An 18,569-nucleotide genomic window follows, 5' to 3' on the forward strand; every position below is an offset into this window, starting at 1 on the left:
GACGACAAATTTAAGGGTTTTGAAAGTTTTAGAGTGTGAAATTTTATTTAATTTTGATTATTGTACAATTCATCAATCCATCTTCTATGATTTTAGGCGTATACTGGTATTTCAAATTCCCGGATCATTTATATGATTTCCGGTTTTTCAAATTTTATCCGGGATATGGAGGACATGCCGATAATCCTGCTGAGCTGGCAGCAAGAGTTTGGGTTAAAAACCTCGATCATTTTATTCAAAAACTGGAAGAATTGAAAACGGGTTTCAAAGAAACGCATTTATACCTGAATATCGATGAAAATCAAATAATCATCCATATCGGAGACTATATGCTTTTTGATTTTCATTTTCAGTTTGCGGCAGAGATTGAGCATCTGTTAATTCTGGAAAACGCTGTATTATTGGATTCAAGTATACCTTTTTCCGTTCAATCCAGTAAAAGTTATCCTCCGGAAAGAGAAAAATTCAGAAATATAGAACACCGTTTCATCCAGATGGTAGGTTCTGATTTCAAAAAAAACAATGCTGAGAATTACGCTGCCAGAATTGACTGCCATCTACCTTTACGGCATAAAGAAAGTCTTATTAATGATTTGGTACAGATAGGCAGGGAAGAAAACCTCAATGTATTTTATTATCATGATTTTGATTTTAAAGAGCATTGTAATCTGATGCTCTTTTTCACCAATGGCAGGCAGAAAAAAGACTCTGTTCAAAAGGTTGATCTCAATTCTTTTGGGGGTAAAGTACGGCAGCTTACTCAAAAGTACCCTCTTCATTTCGGCCATTTCGGAAGTTTCAAAGAATATCCTTTACAGGGACCTCATTCAGTATTGATGGTGGATGAGGAGTATATTATCAACAAAAAAATAAACCCATATTAATTCAATACAATGATCAAATTCAAATATGTTATTCTGTACGTGGCAGATGTAGAGCAATCTATGAATTTTTATAAAAGTACCTTTGGTTCTGAAATAAAGTTCATCACCCCTGAAAACGATTACGGAGAGCTGCTGACCGGAGAAACTACTCTTTCATTCGCTTCTGTAAGCCTTGCCGGTTCCAATATTAAAAAAGGATTTTCCATCTCAAAAGCTGAAGATAAACCTTTCGGAATAGAACTGGGATTTGTTACTGATGATGTAGAAGCTCTGGTAGAAAAGGCAATAAAAAACGGTGCTGTTCTGTATGAAGATATTGCCGTAAAACCATGGGGACAGAAAACGGCTTATATCAAGGATCCCAACAATTACCTGGTAGAAATCTGTACGGAAGTCCAATAAGCTTAAATAACTGATGTGGAAATAAGAAAATTACAAAGATTAACCTCCAACCCTGCCTTAAATTGGGGGAATAACGGTTATACAACGGAGAGAATATATTCAGTTTCTTCTATTGAATCTGGAGGTTCTTTTGAGTTTATTATAAAAGAAAAGTCTTTGCCTTACAGCAAAATCTGGGAAACGGCTTCTGAAGACCTCGAGGAACTGAATACCATCATTGAACAGGGAAATTCCTTCGGCGCTTTTGTCAACGGAGAGCTGGCAGGCTGGATCATCTGTGGGCAAAGAACATGGAACAACAGTTTCTATATTGAAAACATTCTGATCAGTGAAAAGCACAGACGGCAGGGGATCGGAATTATGCTGATTAAAAGTGCCATTAAAGAAGCAAGAAAATTAAACTGCAGGGTCATTGAGCTGGAAACGCAGAATACCAACTATCCTGCCATTCAGTTTTACAGAAGAATGGGATTCAATATTACCGGGCTGAACACAAGGCTGTACGAAAATGCAGAGGAAATCGCCCTCTTCATGACTTTAGATGTGGAATAAGCCTATGGCAAAATAGATGTTGTAAAATTTTTAATCCCAATCAATTAAAACACTTGTTGGTGTGTTAAAAAATTTATACATTAGTAAACAACAAACTAAACATGATTACTATGAAAAATCTTAAAAAATTAAAGAGAAATCAGCTTGTACTCATAAGCGGTGGAGACACTCCTTATGCAGTATGCGACATTGATGGTAACTGCCCGCCGACAATAGGTTCATATTATTGCAGTGATGGTATGTGTTACAGAGTTTCCGGGGGTGGCGGCGGCAATCCCGGATGTCATGAACCTATGCGTCTTTGCCAGGAATGGGAAACAGGATGCGGATGCGTTTATATGTAAAGAATATTTGTTAGATAAAATTTTGTTGAGGGCGGTTTTTACCGCTCTTTTTTATACTCTGCTTCGGAGCAAAAACTTACTCATACAGGTAATTCCCGCCAATTTTATTACTTTCGCATAAACAGGACCCATATGCAAAATCTTCTGAAATATATAAGATCACTCACTCAATTTTCTGATGAAAGCTGGAATATACTTCAGTCTGCCTTATCGGAAAGGAATTACAGGAAAAACGAAATGATGGTTCAGGAAGGTGAGATCTGCAACTCTTTATTTTATATTGATAAAGGATTTTGTAAAAGTTATTATAACATAGAAGGAAATACTAAAAACACCGGATTTTACTTTGAAAACGAAATCGTAACCAATATCAGCAGTTTTGGCAGCGGACAAAAATCAGCGTTTAATATTGTAGCGTGCGAGGAACTTCGTGCTGTTATTTTTGATAAGAAAAAACTTTTTGAAGCCACCGGAAAAGCTCCGGAAATTGAGTCATTAGGACGGCATTGTATCCGCCAGTTTGCAGCCAGACAGGAGGAGTTTTCCAACCTGTTCAAGCTCTATACTGTACAGGAAAGACTTGAATATCTTGAGACCCGTTATCCCGAAATGATTCAGCGTGTACCTCTCACGCAGCTGGCTTCATTTCTGGGTGTTGCAAGGGAAACATTAAGCAGAATCCGGAAACGAAGAATATCAAAGTAACACCATTTCCATTCAAAGAAATCACATTACACTCAAAATAATATAATATGAAGACAATGATCTGGCAAGGAATCTATTATCAATCTCTTGAATATTTTAATCTGCAATCCGATGATGAAACCTATACTGTGGAATCAAAAATTATCGGCTGCCACGAAGATAAAATGTATGCTGTAAATTATAGAATTCTCATTGATAAAAATTGGGTCGTTCAAAATTTTTTGATAGAATCTGAAATTAATAAGATTAAAAGAACTTTTTCAGGAAAAAGAGATCAGGACCAATGGGAAATCAACAATGATCTTCACCCTGAATTCAATAGTTTTAAGTTCATCGATATTTCCCTGACACCATTTACCAATACACTGCCGATTAACAATTTAAAACTTTCAGAAAAAAGTTCTCAGAAGATTGATGTTATTTATATTGATGTTTTAAACCATCATATCAAACCTGTCCAGCAGCAATATACCCGGACGTCAATTGATAAATACCTGTATGAAAATATTGAAAACGATTTTAAAGCAGAGATTACAGTGGATGCAAAAGGGTTGGTCATCAGCTATCCCAAATTGTTTGAAAAAATTGCAGAACTCTGAGAACACGAATACCTCAAGTAGATCTGTATATTTATTAGTAATAAACAACCCTCTACAATTGTTATAATGATATGAAAACAATTGCTCTTCTACTCTTTTTCGTTTCTCTGACTGTCGTTTCAGCTCAGAATCATCACGCTGAAGGCTTTTTTGAAACCTCAGATCATGTAAAGATCAAATATAAAATCTCCGGAAAAGGAGAAGCCTGCATTTATATTCCGGGTGGTCCCGGCCAGGGATATCCATCTTTTGAGCTGATGGGTGGAAGCAGTCTGGAAAGAAACATGCAGATGATTTATATGGATCAGCGGGGATCGGGTGAATCCGGTACTTCTGAAAATTATCATCTTAATAAAATGGTTCAGGATATTGAAGAACTGAGACAGCATCTCAAATTGAAAAAAATCTTCCTGCTGGCTCACTCTTTTGGTGGAATCATTGCAGTCAGTTATGCAAAAAAATATCCCCGGTATACCAAAGGACTCATTCTTACCAATGTCACACTCCATTTCCTGAATGATGAATCGGTTAAAGAACAGATTGAATACGGAAACAACCTTTTACAGGCCGAAAACAGAACTGTATCCAAAGACAGTCTTTCTTTAGAGCTTTCAAAAGTCAGCAGTAAATTAAGAAAGAAAAGAATCGGATATAAATTCCTTACCGAAGATATCGAAACCATAAAACAGATGGACAAAATAGACTCTCTCCATCCACGCATCGTCGATTTTGGAATGGCAGTAATCTCAAAACCTAAAGATTTTCCTGAATACTATGCTGATTATGCTCCTATCACAAAAGACATCCATGCTCCTGTCCTTATTATTACGGGAAAAAAGGATAAAGCAGTGGGAACTCAGCATTATAAAACCTTCAGGTTTCCCAATCAGAAAGTAGTTTCCATTGATGGCGGACATCTTTTGTATTATGAGAGAAATAAAGAATTTGTGAATGCTGTAAGCCGTTTTGTAAATACAACGAAGTAATAGCAGCTGTTTATTTTTATAGTCAAATTTTCGGCGCGGCCTCCGGCCGCGCCGAAAATTTGACAGGCACTAAACCTTAAAATTACCTTTCAATAATGATCAAAAAAAATCCGGCTGCTTCAATTTGAAACAGCCGGATTTTATCTATTTAATTCCTGCTTAAAAGCCGGTCAATTATTAGAATTTAAGATCTCCATTCACTTCTCTTACTGCATTAGCAGCTTCAGCGAATTTCAATTGCTCTTCAGCAGTCAAAGTTACGTTTACGATTGATTCTACTCCGTTTGCTCCGATGATAGCAGGAACTCCTAAACAGATATCATTTTGTCCGTATTCTCCTTCAAGCATTAAAGAACAAGGGATCATTTTCTTTTGGTCACATGCAATTGCCTGAACCATTACAGAAACTGCTGCACCTGGAGCATACCATGCTGAAGTTCCTAATAATTTTGTAAGAGTAGCCCCTCCTACTTTAGTTTCTTCGATTACATATTTTTGTTGCTCATCACTTAGGAACTCAGTTACAGGAACACCGTTTCTTGTCGCTTTGCTCAATAATGGAAGCATACCGGTATCACTGTGAGCAGCGATTACCATTCCGTCAACATCAGAAATAGGAGCTTCTAACGCTTCAGCCAATCTGTATTTAAATCTTGCAGAGTCTAATGCACCACCCATTCCGATGATTTTGTGCTTAGGAAGACCTGAAGTTTTGTGAACAAGGTAAGCCATAGTATCCATTGGATTAGAAACCACGATGATGATAACTTCCGGAGAATGCTTTACTAAGTTTTCAGTAACTTCTTTCACGATACCAGCGTTGATACCGATCAATTCTTCTCTTGTCATTCCAGGTTTTCTGGGAATTCCTGAAGTGATTACCGCTACATGAGAACCTGCAGTTTTGCTGTAATCTCCTGTTGTACCCGTAATTTTTGTATCAAATCCGTTAAGAGATGCCGTCTGCATCAAATCCATTGCTTTCCCTTCAGCAAACCCTTCTTTAATGTCTACCAAAACTACTTCTGAACAGAAGTTCTTCATTGCGATGTATTCCGCACAGCTTGCTCCTACAGCGCCTGCACCTACTACAGTTACTTTCATATTGTTACTTTTTAAATTATTTTTTTGTTAGTTAAGTTTTAAATTTGAAACTCCCCAAATTTAACAATTCCTGAAAAAATGCGCAATTTTTCAGGAATTTAATTAGAATTAAAATAAATTAGTTCACGTTCAGTAAAAACATATAGAGCTTTTTCGCCCCGGAAAGCACTTTGCTGTAGTTTTCTTCGGCCACTTCCGTATCCAGAACCTCTTTAAAATTCTTCCACATCGGCCCTGTATTTTCCTGATAACATCCGAAAAAGTTAAAAGTAACCTCATCAAAACCTTCCGTTTTAGAAAGTTGTTTTGCAATTACGTTTCCACCAAGGGTAGAACCTTCAATCACATACATGGCGCCAAGTGCTTCATGTTCGTTATCAAATTCCAGAGGGTAGGAAACTTTTTGATTTTCCAGGGAAAGGCTTTTCAGGTCTTTTTCAATGAGAGAAAGCTTCTTTCTTGTATCAAGCTGAAGTTTTTCTGCATACTTATCAGACAGGCTGCTGAATATTTTATCTTCGCTGTGAAGAAGCATAAGATAATTGGTATGGATAATTTTTTTATAATCTTCTAAAGTGAAGGTTTTGTTGAAAATCTTTTCAGAATTAAAAAGTTTTTCCGCTGCATCGTGATAATCTGCTGTATTCTGTTTAAGATATTCTGATATCATAATAATGTTTTAAAGTTTCTCAAATGTAAGGCTTTTTGAACGTTAAAATAAAGGAAGTCCCCTCATTATTGCTTTCATAATCTACATTTCCTCCTATCCTTTTCATGATACGGTGTACAATAGACAATCCTACTCCATTCCCTTTGAATTTCTTGGCATTATCCATCCTGTTGAAGATTTTAAACATCTTGTGCTTTTCCTCTTCGGGGATACCAATTCCATTGTCAGAAATCCTGTAAATAATAGTCTGCCCGTCTTCTGTTCCTTCAATCTCCACTTTCGGCTGATCTTTGTGGGAAGAATATTTCACCGCGTTATTGATGATATTCAGAAATACCTGATGAAGCATCGTTTTATCGGCCAGTACATCCGGACATTCTTTAATGATAATCTCACTGTTCGGACTTCCGTAGGTCATCTTGGCATTTTCAGATATTTTCTCAATCGTCTGGATTGTTTTCAGGCTTTCAAGCTGTATTTCGCTATGCTTGGCACGGCTGAGCTGCAGTACATCATGCATCATTTCAGCCATATTATCTATTTCCTCAATAATCGTATTGATCTTGGTTTTGCTTTTTTCTGAATCATCGGCAAGATTTCCCAACAGCATCTGGGCATTCAGTTTCATTACGGTGAGCGGCGTTCCAAGATCATGCGAGATGGTATATGAAAAACTATCAAGCTCTTCATTTACTTTTTTAAGCTCATCATTAAGTCTTTTGATCGCATTATAATTTTTATGGGAGGTTTCTAAAATAAGATCCCTCAAAGCCTGTACGGCATTTATATTCCGGGAATTCCATCTTTTGGAATGGCCTTTGATATTTTCTGTAAAAATACGGAAGGAAGTTCTCGGTGATACCATCTGTCTTTCCTCTCCGTTCTGAGAAAACACACCGACTTTTTTCTCCGGATTCCCGGCCCAGTTGATATGCTCATCAAACTCTTTTCTGAACCAGATCAGCATTTCGTTTTTATCCCTTTCAATAAAATAAATAACAATTCCCGCAGCATTTTCAGACAGTTCAAGTTCTTCACCATGCTCTTTAAGGAAATTTCTGCTGACATAGATACGTTCAATGGTATTTCCAAGCGCCCACTGTACAATTCTGTTGATACTTTCCAGATCGGGAGTCCTGCCGTCTGTTATAATATTCTCATCCGAAACAATGGCAAGTCCGTCTGCTTCCGGTAAGTTTCTGATTTCTTTTTTACATTCGATAAGCGAATCAAAAAGGTGATTATGCTTTAAAAATTCCGTTTTAAGCTGAGACATTCTCTCATTCAGTTCCAACCGGTAATTCAGCTCGCTTTTGGATTTAAAAGAAGAATAAGCATTGGCAGCCAGAGCCGTAAAAATTCCGGCCTGTACCCTATCCTCAAGATCAATATGTTTAGGTTCTGCATTCTGGCAGGTTACCAGTCCCCAAAGGTGATCGTCAATAATAATCGAAACACTGAAGCTCGAAGCCACCCCGGAATTTTTCAGATACTGTCCGTGAACAGGTGACATTCCTCTGGATGCCGAGAACGTAAGATCAATACTGTCAGTACTTTTACTTAAAATAGGAACTGTATCTGCATATACATTGCTGAAGATTCTTTTTCTTTTTTTAAGATAAAGGTCCCGTGCCTGTTTCGGAATATCAGATTCCGGATAATGAAGCCCCAGGAAACTTTCCATGTTCTCATCTTTCTTTTCGGCAATTACTTTTCCGGAACCATCCATCATGAATTTATAAACCATCATCCGGTCATAGTTCACCACCTTGGAAAGGGTTTCCAGCAGATGATTCCAGAGTTCCTTTTCATTATCGATGATGTAAAAATTATCGTATTTATTGGAAATTCGTTTATTGGGATTTACCACAACTTCCTCAAACTCCAGAAAGATATAAAGCTCACTTCTGAAAACAGAAAAATGATACTCTTTATGATTGATGAAAATCTTATCAAAATACGTTTCATTCTTACGTTTGGTAAATTTATCCAGTGAAGTATAGATTTCTGAATCGATAATACCCTGAAAACTTTCCGGAAAGTCAGTAAGCTTTCTTCCGAACAGCTCTTCTGAACTTCCGATTTTAAATAAATCTGCAATATTCCTGCTAAAAAAAGTAATGGTATGGGATTCTGCATCAATGCCAATCAAATAACCAAAACTTTGTATAGAACCCGGAATATGGATAGGTTCTTCATGGCATTCTATAAAATTCATACATCTTTTCAGTCTATTAACAAATATAGGGCTTTTTTGACCAGCTTCCTATTTTGTGGTATGTAATTTCAAAGTCTACCCTATCAGGCATTCATGAGAAAAATCCGGAAAAAAAAGTCTGAAAACACATTGAATGATTCTTCATTTTTACCACTTTTTAATGCTATATCTCTAAAATATACAAAAAAAAATCCAATAATCAGGTTATTCAATCTTTAACCATGATTCATAACAGGGATTACATATTATTAACCCGAATAATTGTTTTATTTAAACAATTTTGCTAAATTTATATCACCAAATAATGAATACAGCCACAATACATTGAATTATTCACAATAAATTCAATACAAAATTTAAATTCAAATAATACTATTATGAAAAAGTTCCCATTAATTTTATTTTCTTTAGTCCTCTCTGTAGGATTATGGAATCCATCAGAAGCATGTACAAGAGCCGTTTACAAAGAGTCACAGAACACCGCTCTTACAGCACGTTCTATGGATTGGCGTGACGAAATCCCTGCCAATTTATGGGTTCTACCTAAAGGAATAGATCGTAATGGGTATGCCTCACAATGATTGTAAGGAACTGTCATAGTTCATTTACAGTAAGAAAGTTGTGGTAAAATAAAGTTCCACCATAAAAAAACAAAAAAGATATGGCCTTTTTTTCAATTAAAAAGAAAAGCCTGATCCTGTGCATGCTGGCCTGCGGGTTATCTGCCTATGCACAAAATCAGGATTCTCTGAAGACCACACCTCCTCCACAGGGAGAAGGCAATGTAAAATATCCGCAGCTGCAGATCAAAGGCCTTTTCCAGGCCCGGTACCTCGTAGGGATGTCCAGGGATGTTGATGTCAACGGGCTTCATCATACCGACGGCTCTGGAACAGATAATAATTTTATGCTCAAATACATGAGAGTTCAGGTTCGGGCACAGATCAGCAAACGGACAGAAGTAGTTGTCTTAGCCAACCTCGCCGATTTTAAAAATGATCCTAAAAGCAGGGTCCTTGAAAATGCTTACCTGAAATACACTTTTAACCCTAAATTAGCTATTACTGTAGGACAGTTCAGGCCCTGGTTCGGTATTGAAGAAACGTATCCTATCGATATTATTAAATCTTTAGACTGGTCTAACCAGTATACGGAATTCGGAAAACTGGGCTGGACAAGCTTCCAGATCGGGATGTCTGCCACAGGACAGCTTCAGCTTGGGGAAATTCCTTTGCAATATGCTGTTTCATTAGTGAACGGAAACGGAAAAAACCAGATCAATGATAACGATAACGGAAAGCAGTATTCTACCCGCCTTGTTTTCGGGTTATCCAAAAAATACAATTTCAATGTAGGTTTAAACGGAGGTATCGGGGAAGTATTCAGCAAAAAAGTATACGCCCTCGGTATTGACCTCAGCTCACTGATCCACTTCGATCCAAAATGGAGCCTGGATATGCAGCTGGAAGCTAAACAAGCCACCAACCACGTTCTGTACAACGCCATTGCCCCGGAATTACGTCCTGATAACCCCGATCAGTATCTGATCCGCGGCGCTTATTTCCTTCCGAACCTGAGATATGAAATCAACCATAAAAACCTCAGTGCCTTCGAACTATCATGCCGATACGAATACCTTGACACGAATTTCAGAATGGCTTCCAACCCAAGACAAACAATCACTCCGATGGTCGGACTGGAATTTCTGAAAAATTACGGCGCAAGAATTCAGCTGGGAGTACAGTTTGACCGCTATAAATATCAGGTGGAAAATACCTCACAATACAATAATAATCTATTCATAGTACAGGTTCAGAGTAGGTTTTAAACGATTAAACAGTTAGTATCATGAAAGAAATTAATATCAAAAACGTAGCGGTCACATTTGTTGTTGCGTTGATCATATGGTTCATTCCGGCTCCGGAAGGTGTTGCTGAAAATGCCTGGCATCTGTTTGCCATCTTTGCGGCAACCATTTTAGGGATTATCCTTAAAGCAGCTCCTATGGGTACGATGTGTATGATGGCCATTGCCTTCACAGCACTTACCCAGGTGGTTGCTCCTGGAGATGCAGGGAAATCCATTACCAAAGCACTTTCCGGTTTTGGAGATAAAGTAATCTGGCTGATCGGGATCTCATTCTTTATTGCGAGAGGATTTATCAAAACAGGATTGGGAAACCGTATCGCTTTTTTATTCATCAGGGTTTTTGGGAAAAGCTCATTGGGACTGGCGTACGGATTAGGATTGGCCGACGTTTGCCTGGCTCCCGCCATCCCTAGTAATACAGCAAGAGGTGGTGGAATTATCTACCCGATTATGAAATCTATGGCAATAAGCTTTGATTCCGTTCCGGAAAAACCGGAAACCCACAGAAAGCTGGGATCATTTTTAACCTTGAACAGCTATTATATGAATCTCATCGCTTCTTCCATGTTCCTTACCGGAACAGCAAGTAACCCGATGTGTCAGAAATTTGCCGCCAACCTTGGTATTGATATTACCTGGATGTCATGGGCTGCCGCAGGTTTCATTCCCGGTGCAGTAGCATTCTTTGTGGTTCCTTTGGTATTGTACAAATTATATCCGCCTGAACTGAAAAAAACAGGGGATGCTCCCAAAATGGCAGCTCAGAAATTAAAAGAAATGGGACCAATCTCTAAAAATGAATGGCTGATGTTATTGGCCTTTTTCATTCTTTTAGGCCTTTGGATATTTGGTGGAGCCCTTTCTATTGATGCTACTACTACGGCATTCATCGGATTAACATTATTGCTGTTAACCTCAGTATTAACATGGGAAGATGTAAAAGGTGAAAAAGGAGCATGGGATACCATCGTTTGGTTTGCCGTACTGGTGATGATGGCAAGTTCTTTAAATGAATTGGGATTCATTGGCTGGTTTAGTAACCTGATCAAAGTACAGATCGGAGGTCTCAGCTGGCAGGTAGCCTTTCCGGTGATTATTGTAGTCTATTTCTTCAGCCATTATATTTTTGCCAGTGCTACAGCTCACGTAGCGGCTATGTATGCAGCATTGCTGGGTGTTGGTGTTTCTTTAGGAATTCCTCCTATGTTACTGGCTATGATGCTCGGTTTTATGGGTTCAATTTATGGGGTTCTTACCCATTATGGACATGGGCCCGCTCCGGTATTCTTCGGAAGCGGATATGTAGACCTGAAAGCCTGGTGGGTAAGAGGTCTTGAGATAGGAATCGTCCTGTTGATCATTTATATGGTTGTAGGAGGATTGTGGATGAAAGTCCTGGGATATTATTAATTATTAAATCAAAAATATGTTATCAACATTGTCAAGAAAAATGCTGATGTGCCTTACAGGACTCTTTTTGGGATTCTTCCTGTTGATTCATTTCCTTGGAAATCTTCAGCTTTTTCTGCCACAGGAGCAAGCGCAACTGCAGTTTAATGCATACTCGCATTTTTTATCTGGAAATATTATTATTAAAATAGTTTCATACGTTTTGTATGGCAGCATCATTCTGCATGCTGTAGACGGATTAATTATCACGTTAAAAAACAGAAAGTCTGGTGGAGATTATAACACCGACAGACGTGGAAGAGCCAGCCAATGGGCTTCCCGAAATATGGGAATTCTCGGAACGCTGATTCTGATCTTCCTGGTGATTCATTTTCAGAATTTCTGGTATGTCTACAAATTCGGAAATCCGCCTTTGGATAAGAACGGAAATAAAGATCTCTACATTCTGGTAGTGAATGTCTTTAAAGAATGGTGGTATGTTATCATTTATGTTTTATCAATGATTGCACTCTGTTATCACCTTATTCACGGAATATACAGTGCGGTAAGAACACTGGGACTTTACCATCCTAAGTTCGTACAGTGGTTTAAGACGATCGGGATTGCCTATTCAATCATTATCTGTGCAGGTTTTGCATTGATGCCGGTGTATGTATTCTTTACTTATCATTAAACAAAACGGTCATGATTTTAGATTCAAAAATACCACAAGGCCCATTGGAACATAAATGGGAAAATTATAAAAAGAAAGCAAGACTCGTTAACCCTGCCAACCGTAAAAAGCTGGATGTCATTGTTGTAGGAACAGGACTCGCCGGAAGTTCAATCGCAGCTTCCCTGGGAGAAATGGGCTATAATGTGAAATCATTCTGCTTCCAGGACAGCCCGAGGAGAGCACACTCTGTGGCAGCCCAGGGAGGTGTGAATGCTGCAAAAAACTATAAAAATGATGGCGACAGCGTCTACAGAATGTTTGTAGATACCTTGAAAGGAGGAGATTTCAGAGCCCGTGAAGCCAATGTTTACCGAATGGCAGAATGTTCTCTGAACCTCATCGACCAGGCTGTAGCGCAGGGCGTTCCTTTCGGACGTGAATATGGCGGGTATCTGAACAACCGTTCATTCGGAGGCGTTCAGGTAAGCCGTACGTTCTATGCCAGAGGACAAACGGGACAGCAGCTGCTTCTGGGGGCTTACCAGGCTTTAATGCGTCAGGTCGGAAAAGGCTCCGTACAATTGTTTTCGAGACATGAAATGCTGGACCTGGTTACGGTTGACGGCAAGGCCAGAGGAATTATCGTAAGAAATTTGGATACGGGAGACATTGAAAGGCATGCTGCCCACGCTGTAGTATTGGCAACGGGTGGCTATGGAAAAATCTATTACCTGTCTACCCTTGCCATGGGTTGTAATGGCTCTGCAATCTGGAGAGCCCACAAAAAGGGTGCTTTAATGGCTTCCCCAAGCTGGATTCAGGTTCATCCTACTTCTCTTCCGCAATCCGGAGATTATCAGTCTAAACTGACCTTAATGTCCGAATCATTACGTAATGACGGCCGAATCTGGGTTCCATTGAAGAAAGGTGAAGACAGACCCGCAAATGATATTCCCGAAAACGAAAGAGATTATTATCTGGAAAGAAGATATCCGGCTTTTGGGAATCTTGCTCCGAGGGACATTTCGTCCCGTGCAGCCAAGGAAAGAATTGATGCCGGCTTCGGAATCGGGCCTTTGAAAAATGCGGTATATCTTGATTTTTCAAAAGCAATCCGGGAACAGGGAAAAGATAAGATTAAGGAAAAGTATGGGAATTTATTCGACATGTATCTTAAAATAACAGGATATGATGCGTATAAAGAACCCATGATGATCTCCCCTTCTGCCCACTTTTCAATGGGCGGGCTTTGGGTAGATTATGAACTGATGACTACTGTCCCGGGATTGTTTGCTTTGGGTGAAGCTAACTTTGCGGATCACGGAGCAAACAGATTAGGAGCCAACTCACTTTTGCAGGCCTCAGTAGACGGCTATTTCATTGCGCCTTACACCATTGCCAATTATCTGGCGGATGAAATTCATACCGGAAAAATTTCACCGGATACGCCTGAATTTGAACAGGCTGAAAAAGCCGTTAAAGATCAGATCAATGATTTTATCCATATCAAAGGAACAAAAACCGTTGATTATTTCCATAAAACACTGGGAAAGCTCCTGTACGATTATTGCGGACTGGCCAGAAATGAAGAAGGACTGAAATACGCCATTCAGGAAATCCGAAAACTGAAACAGGAATTCTACAAAGACGTAAGAGTTTCCGGGCAGGGAGATAAAATGAATACCGAACTGGAAAAAGCAGGCCGTGTAGCCGATTATTTCGAAATCGGAGAACTGATGTGCTATGATGCATTAACCCGTAACGAATCCTGCGGAGCTCATTTCAGAGAAGAATATCAGACTCCGGACGGAGAAGCTATGAGAAATGATGCGGAATACCAATTTATTTCTGCATGGGCATGGAAAGGTGAAAACGGCGAACCTGAACTGATTAAGGAACCTTTAATCTTTGAAGAAATTCAGCCAACGGTAAGAAGTTACAAATAAAACAGAAAATTATGGATTTACATCTTAAGATATGGAGACAGAAAGACAGAAAAAGTGAGGGAAAACTGATCCCTTACGACCTGAAAGGGTTGAATCCCCACATGTCTTTCTTAGAAATGCTGGATACCCTAAACGAAAAACTGATCATTGAAGGGGATGAGCCTGTAGAATTTGACCACGACTGCCGGGAAGGAATATGCGGACAATGTGGGATGATGATTAACGGTATTGCCCATGGTCCTTTGAAAAATACAACTACCTGCCAGCTTCATTTACGGTCTTTTAAAGATGGGGAAACCATTTTGATAGAGCCGTTCCGGGCCGAGGCTTTTCCTGTGAAGAAAGATTTAAAAGTAGACCGTTCTGCTTTTGACAGAATTATATCTTCAGGAGGTTTTGTGTCTGTAAATACAGGTCAGGCTCCTGATGCTACTGCCATTCCTGTGACTCACCAAACCGCTGAGGAAGCTTTTGATTCTGCTGCATGTATCGGATGTGGAGCTTGTGTTGCCACCTGTAAAAATGGAAGTGCAGCTTTGTTTACGTCTGCAAAGATTACCCATATGGCACTTCTTCCTCAGGGGAAAGAAGAACGAAGCAAAAGGGTGCTGGATATGGTGGCTCAAATGGATACGGAATTATTCGGGCACTGCTCCAATACGGAAGCCTGTGAAGTGGAATGCCCTCAGGGAATTTCTGTACTGAATATTGCCAGAATGAATTTTGAGTATAACAGAGCTTTGTTTTTCAGGAAGAAAAATTAGTCTGAGAAACAATAGTAATAAACAAAATGGCGAATTTGAAAATAATCAAATTCGCCATTTTATTTTTTAGAAGTGAAAATTCCCATTCCTATGCATCCATCATCGCCACCACCCTCGCCGGAGCAGCAGAACCGCCCACAATTTTAAGCGGGAATACACAGATTTTAAATCCGGATGGAGGTAGTGCACTTAGATTCGTAAGCTGTTCGATATGCAGATATTCTTTTTCGATTCCTACACGGTGTCCTTCCCAGAAGAATTCCGGATCATTGAGTTCTTTGGCTTTCCGGGCCATATATTTTAGGGGAAGATCCCATCCCCACTGGTCGATTCCCATTACTTTTACCCCTTGGTCAATCAGCCATTCTGTAGCTTCTTTGCTCATTCCAGTTCCTTTTTCTACAAAATCTGATGTTCCCATCATCTTATCACGATCGGTTCTTATCAATACAATATTTCCTTCCTGTATGGTGATTCCGTTTCTATCAAGATCTTTTTTCAGATCATCTACGGTGATGGCAACAAAATCTTCTTTGTGGGTACAGTCGATTACAATTCCGTCCCCATAACACCATTCCAGCGGTATCTGGTCTATGGTTTTGGCAGGTTTTCCTTCCACTACGGGGCCATAATGCCATGGAGCATCAATATGAGTAGTAGCATGAAGTCCCATATTTTTGATGGTATCATCTGCCCAGCCTGTCCAGTTTTTAGGGAAAAGTCTTGATGGAAGTCTCAATGCCAGTCGAATCAGCCAATGTGTTTTCCGGTGTGATTTATGTTTGATTTTCACCCGCATGAACCACGGATCTCCTGCATTGTATTGGATAGGTTTCGTCAGATCGACAAGGGTTGTTTTCATATGATTTAGGTAAGGTGGCAAAGGTACTGAATAATGAATAAGGCAAAAGAGCAAAAAGTGAATTAATATTTTTCATTCCTACTTTAGACACCTTTAGGAATCATTATTTTCTTCGGATCGTTTTCGTCATACATAATCTCAATAATTCCTTGTTGAGGAATGGAAGAAAGCTTCAAAAGGCTGACAACTTTCTTGTAAACAGCAATATGTTCAATACCTCTAAAATCTTTGAAGCTTACCTGAAACATAATTTGCGGCTGGTCGTTTACCGTAAGACCTGTCTGGCTTACACTGATGATATGAGCTTCAGCATTTCTTCCTGAAAAAAGAATGCGTTCTTCTTTTTTATTTTTAAAAAGCTTACTGAAAACAAGCTGAAAAACCAATACATAAATAATGGTCATCACCCCACTGAAAATAATCGGGTGCATGAAGGTCAGAAACCGCCAGCCAAAATCGAAGGATTCTCTCCTATAGAAATAACAGTACAAACCAATGACATACGCTATCAGTAATGTAACAAATACGATTCTTAATATCATTCCTGATGTATTGAACCCTACTTTCTGATCGCTTAAAATAAAATAAGGCTCCTGGGATACTTTGGGATTTAGCAATACTTTTACCTTATTTCCGACATCAAATCTTTTTTCCTTCGGTTTGGAATCGTGAAACATCATTTCATGCTCAATCATTGTATTGCTCAGATTGGGAAATGAAAGAACAATCTGAATGACATTCATATTGGTTTCCGGAATGTATTTGAGAAGTTTATAATCAATGATACGGGCTTCCCTTGGGATTCCGTTCCGCAGAATGGATTTTATTGTATTCTTTTCTTTAAAGGTTTTGATGAAAAGAGCATTGATAAAGAAAATAATCACATATCCCCATACCAACAAAGAAAAACCGAGATATCCATAGCTCACGGCCAATGAATTTCTCGGTTCTGCTGTAAGTTCCTCCGTCATCATATAAATGAAAATAGGAAAAGGAACACAGAAAAAGAAGAGAAAGGCTCCCCAGAAAATGATCATAAATTTCATAGCTGCTATTTTGTAATCAGCAATAAAGTTATGATATTATTATGGAACGGGAGACTTCTTTTTATACCTCTTTTTCGAAATAAAGTCTGTAATATTTTCCTTTATCATCTTCACCCATTTCGATTTTTTGTCGGTCTCCATGGATGTAAATGTGGAAGTTTTTATCTAATTTAATAATGCTTTTGAAGTGTCTCTGTGTCTTTTTTACCGCTGCTTCACTGATCGGGAATTCTTCAGCGATATTCACCTGCATGTCCTGCTCGTAATCGGTCTTAAAATTCACGAAACTTTCAATCACATGCTCGTCTCCCAACACTTCACTCGCAAATTCATCCAGCTTAAATTCTTCTTTTTCTTTAAAGAAATTGATGGATTTATTCAGGAAATCTGCCTGGTCTGCTTTGGAAACTTCAAATTCCTGAGGAAGCTGTTTAGTGATATAATCTTTATAGACCATTAATGCTTCCTGTGTGTGGAAATATTCGTCATCACGCTGCTTTACTTTCAGGAAATCTTCAAACCAGTAATACATATCCCCGTTTTTGTTGTTGTCAACTACAGAAAGTACATATCCGGTTTCTTTATTGTTGTTGTAGATCAGGGCGGCTTTATCAATTTTGGATAAACCAATTCCTTGGTCTTTTTCAATATTAAATGTTTCTTCGGAAGGATTGATTTTCAGGAAAGATTCTCTCTTCTCTGTTTTAAAGATCCCTATTTTGTCCACTTTATCAGGACGGTCACTTTCGTCTTCAAAAAGTACGATGAAAAGCTCCCCGCTCTGAACTCTTGGATTTTCTGCAGCGTCGAAAAGATGTTTTGCAATGTTCTCAGACTCCCAGATGAACTTGGATTTATCATCAAAAATTTCTGATACAGCACTGTAAACCGGGTTATTCACCAGATACGTGTCGCTGTAAAAATGAAAAGTTTCTTCCGATTTGAAAGATCCTAAAAAGTAATCTTCAAGCAATTCTGCCATTCCTTCTTCCAGCTTCAATTCTTCCTGGGAAAGCGTCAGGGAATCTCCGTTGATCTTATTTCCGACTCTGTGTACTATTATTTTTGAAAACATTTTTCTGAATATTTGGACTGCAAAGATATTCATTCTAATCCTTTCTGCGAAACTTAAAAAATGTCATTTTATACTACTCTCTTTTGACCACCCCGTCAAAAATTCTTTGAATTTCCGCCACCCCTCCAAGGGAGGGGAATTTTTAGTCGTTCTTTTGTGATAGAATTACAGCAGGAATTTTGGCTTTTATTTTCAATTTGATAAAAGTCTTATCATTTTGACATGCTTTTTTGTTTAAAAAAATAAACTTAAAAATCACAAAACACTATTTATCAGAATCTTAAATAAATTTCATTTCCATCGGAATACCATTGGCATCATGATTTGAAAACATAGAAAAATGGACTTAAAGACTTTAAACAGACTCGACAGGCTCAGAAGATTAAAAAGTAAAGGACCGGAAACTCCAAAGTGGCTGAAACCATATCATATGCTCTTTTTTGCTTTTTTAACCATTTTCATCTTGGGTGCAATCATC

General features: G+C 38.7%; 18 protein-coding genes. 12 read left to right on the forward strand and 6 right to left on the reverse strand.

Features of this window, described 5'->3' with window-relative positions; translation table 11 throughout:
• The first annotated feature begins 35 nt into the window (after nt 1–35).
• The 7 genes from ACP3T3_RS09330 (at nt 36) to ACP3T3_RS09360 (ending at nt 4,472) form a co-directional block, all read left to right on the forward strand.
• Nucleotides 36–884 (forward strand): hypothetical protein, encoded by an 849-nt coding sequence (locus ACP3T3_RS09330; protein WP_426479610.1) that lies wholly within the window; start codon nt 36–38, stop codon nt 882–884.
• Nucleotides 885–893: 9 nt separating this feature from the next.
• Nucleotides 894–1,286, forward strand: a complete 393-nt coding sequence (locus tag ACP3T3_RS09335) for a VOC family protein (protein ID WP_426479611.1) — start codon at nt 894–896, stop codon at nt 1,284–1,286.
• 15 nt (nt 1,287–1,301) lie between these two features.
• Complete coding sequence (locus ACP3T3_RS09340) at nt 1,302–1,838, forward strand: GNAT family N-acetyltransferase (protein WP_426479612.1); 537 nt, start codon at nt 1,302–1,304, stop codon at nt 1,836–1,838.
• A gap of 110 nt (nt 1,839–1,948) precedes the next feature.
• On the forward strand, nt 1,949–2,182 hold the full coding sequence (locus tag ACP3T3_RS09345; protein ID WP_426479613.1) for a hypothetical protein: 234 nt from the start codon (nt 1,949–1,951) through the stop codon (nt 2,180–2,182).
• A 132-nt stretch (nt 2,183–2,314) separates the two neighbouring features.
• Nucleotides 2,315–2,887 (forward strand): Crp/Fnr family transcriptional regulator, encoded by a 573-nt coding sequence (locus tag ACP3T3_RS09350; protein WP_426479614.1) that lies wholly within the window; start codon nt 2,315–2,317, stop codon nt 2,885–2,887.
• Between the two features lie 47 nt (nt 2,888–2,934).
• Complete coding sequence (locus ACP3T3_RS09355; RefSeq protein WP_426479615.1) at nt 2,935–3,486, forward strand: putative glycolipid-binding domain-containing protein; 552 nt, start codon at nt 2,935–2,937, stop codon at nt 3,484–3,486.
• A gap of 71 nt (nt 3,487–3,557) precedes the next feature.
• A complete protein-coding gene (locus ACP3T3_RS09360; RefSeq protein ID WP_426479616.1) occupies nt 3,558–4,472 on the forward strand; it encodes an alpha/beta fold hydrolase in 915 nt (304 codons plus the stop codon).
• Between the two features lie 177 nt (nt 4,473–4,649).
• On the opposite strand, the gene ACP3T3_RS09365 is transcribed toward ACP3T3_RS09360, so the two are convergent.
• The 3 genes from ACP3T3_RS09365 to ACP3T3_RS09375 form a co-directional block, all read right to left on the reverse strand.
• Entirely contained in the window at nt 4,650–5,576 is a 927-nt protein-coding gene (locus tag ACP3T3_RS09365; protein WP_034699354.1) for a malate dehydrogenase, read from the reverse strand.
• 118 nt (nt 5,577–5,694) lie between these two features.
• Nucleotides 5,695–6,246, reverse strand: a complete 552-nt coding sequence (locus tag ACP3T3_RS09370; RefSeq protein WP_426479617.1) for a biliverdin-producing heme oxygenase — start codon at nt 6,244–6,246, stop codon at nt 5,695–5,697.
• A gap of 19 nt (nt 6,247–6,265) precedes the next feature.
• On the reverse strand, nt 6,266–8,464 hold the full coding sequence (locus tag ACP3T3_RS09375) for an ATP-binding protein (protein ID WP_426479618.1): 2,199 nt from the start codon (nt 8,462–8,464) through the stop codon (nt 6,266–6,268).
• Nucleotides 8,465–9,125: 661 nt separating this feature from the next.
• On the opposite strand from ACP3T3_RS09375, the gene ACP3T3_RS09380 reads away from it, so the two are divergent.
• Genes ACP3T3_RS09380 through ACP3T3_RS09400 form a run of 5 tightly spaced genes read left to right on the forward strand, consistent with a single transcriptional unit; the run spans nt 9,126 to nt 15,108 of the window.
• The gene (locus ACP3T3_RS09380; protein WP_426479619.1) at nt 9,126–10,292 is read left to right on the forward strand and encodes a porin; all 1,167 of its coding nucleotides are present in this window, start codon (nt 9,126–9,128) and stop codon (nt 10,290–10,292) included.
• A 20-nt stretch (nt 10,293–10,312) separates the two neighbouring features.
• Nucleotides 10,313–11,743, forward strand: a complete 1,431-nt coding sequence (locus ACP3T3_RS09385) for an anion permease (RefSeq protein WP_426479620.1) — start codon at nt 10,313–10,315, stop codon at nt 11,741–11,743.
• A 16-nt stretch (nt 11,744–11,759) separates the two neighbouring features.
• Nucleotides 11,760–12,416 (forward strand): succinate dehydrogenase cytochrome b subunit, encoded by a 657-nt coding sequence (locus tag ACP3T3_RS09390; protein ID WP_426479621.1) that lies wholly within the window; start codon nt 11,760–11,762, stop codon nt 12,414–12,416.
• 11 nt (nt 12,417–12,427) lie between these two features.
• Nucleotides 12,428–14,344, forward strand: a complete 1,917-nt coding sequence (locus ACP3T3_RS09395; protein ID WP_426479622.1) for a fumarate reductase/succinate dehydrogenase flavoprotein subunit — start codon at nt 12,428–12,430, stop codon at nt 14,342–14,344.
• 11 nt (nt 14,345–14,355) lie between these two features.
• Nucleotides 14,356–15,108, forward strand: coding sequence for a succinate dehydrogenase/fumarate reductase iron-sulfur subunit (locus ACP3T3_RS09400; RefSeq protein WP_426479623.1), 753 nt, complete (start codon nt 14,356–14,358; stop codon nt 15,106–15,108).
• An 88-nt stretch (nt 15,109–15,196) separates the two neighbouring features.
• On the opposite strand, the gene ACP3T3_RS09405 is transcribed toward ACP3T3_RS09400, so the two are convergent.
• The 3 genes from ACP3T3_RS09405 to ACP3T3_RS09415 form a co-directional block, all read right to left on the reverse strand.
• Nucleotides 15,197–15,970, reverse strand: a complete 774-nt coding sequence (locus ACP3T3_RS09405; protein ID WP_426479624.1) for a cyclase family protein — start codon at nt 15,968–15,970, stop codon at nt 15,197–15,199.
• An 83-nt stretch (nt 15,971–16,053) separates the two neighbouring features.
• The gene (locus ACP3T3_RS09410) at nt 16,054–17,016 is read right to left on the reverse strand and encodes a hypothetical protein (protein WP_426479625.1); all 963 of its coding nucleotides are present in this window, start codon (nt 17,014–17,016) and stop codon (nt 16,054–16,056) included.
• Between the two features lie 61 nt (nt 17,017–17,077).
• Nucleotides 17,078–18,091, reverse strand: a complete 1,014-nt coding sequence (locus tag ACP3T3_RS09415; RefSeq protein WP_426479626.1) for a nucleoid-associated protein — start codon at nt 18,089–18,091, stop codon at nt 17,078–17,080.
• Nucleotides 18,092–18,569: the final 478 nt, after the last annotated feature.

Source organism: Chryseobacterium sp. CBSDS_008 (assembly GCF_049959325.1).
Classification (GTDB): domain Bacteria; phylum Bacteroidota; class Bacteroidia; order Flavobacteriales; family Weeksellaceae; genus Chryseobacterium.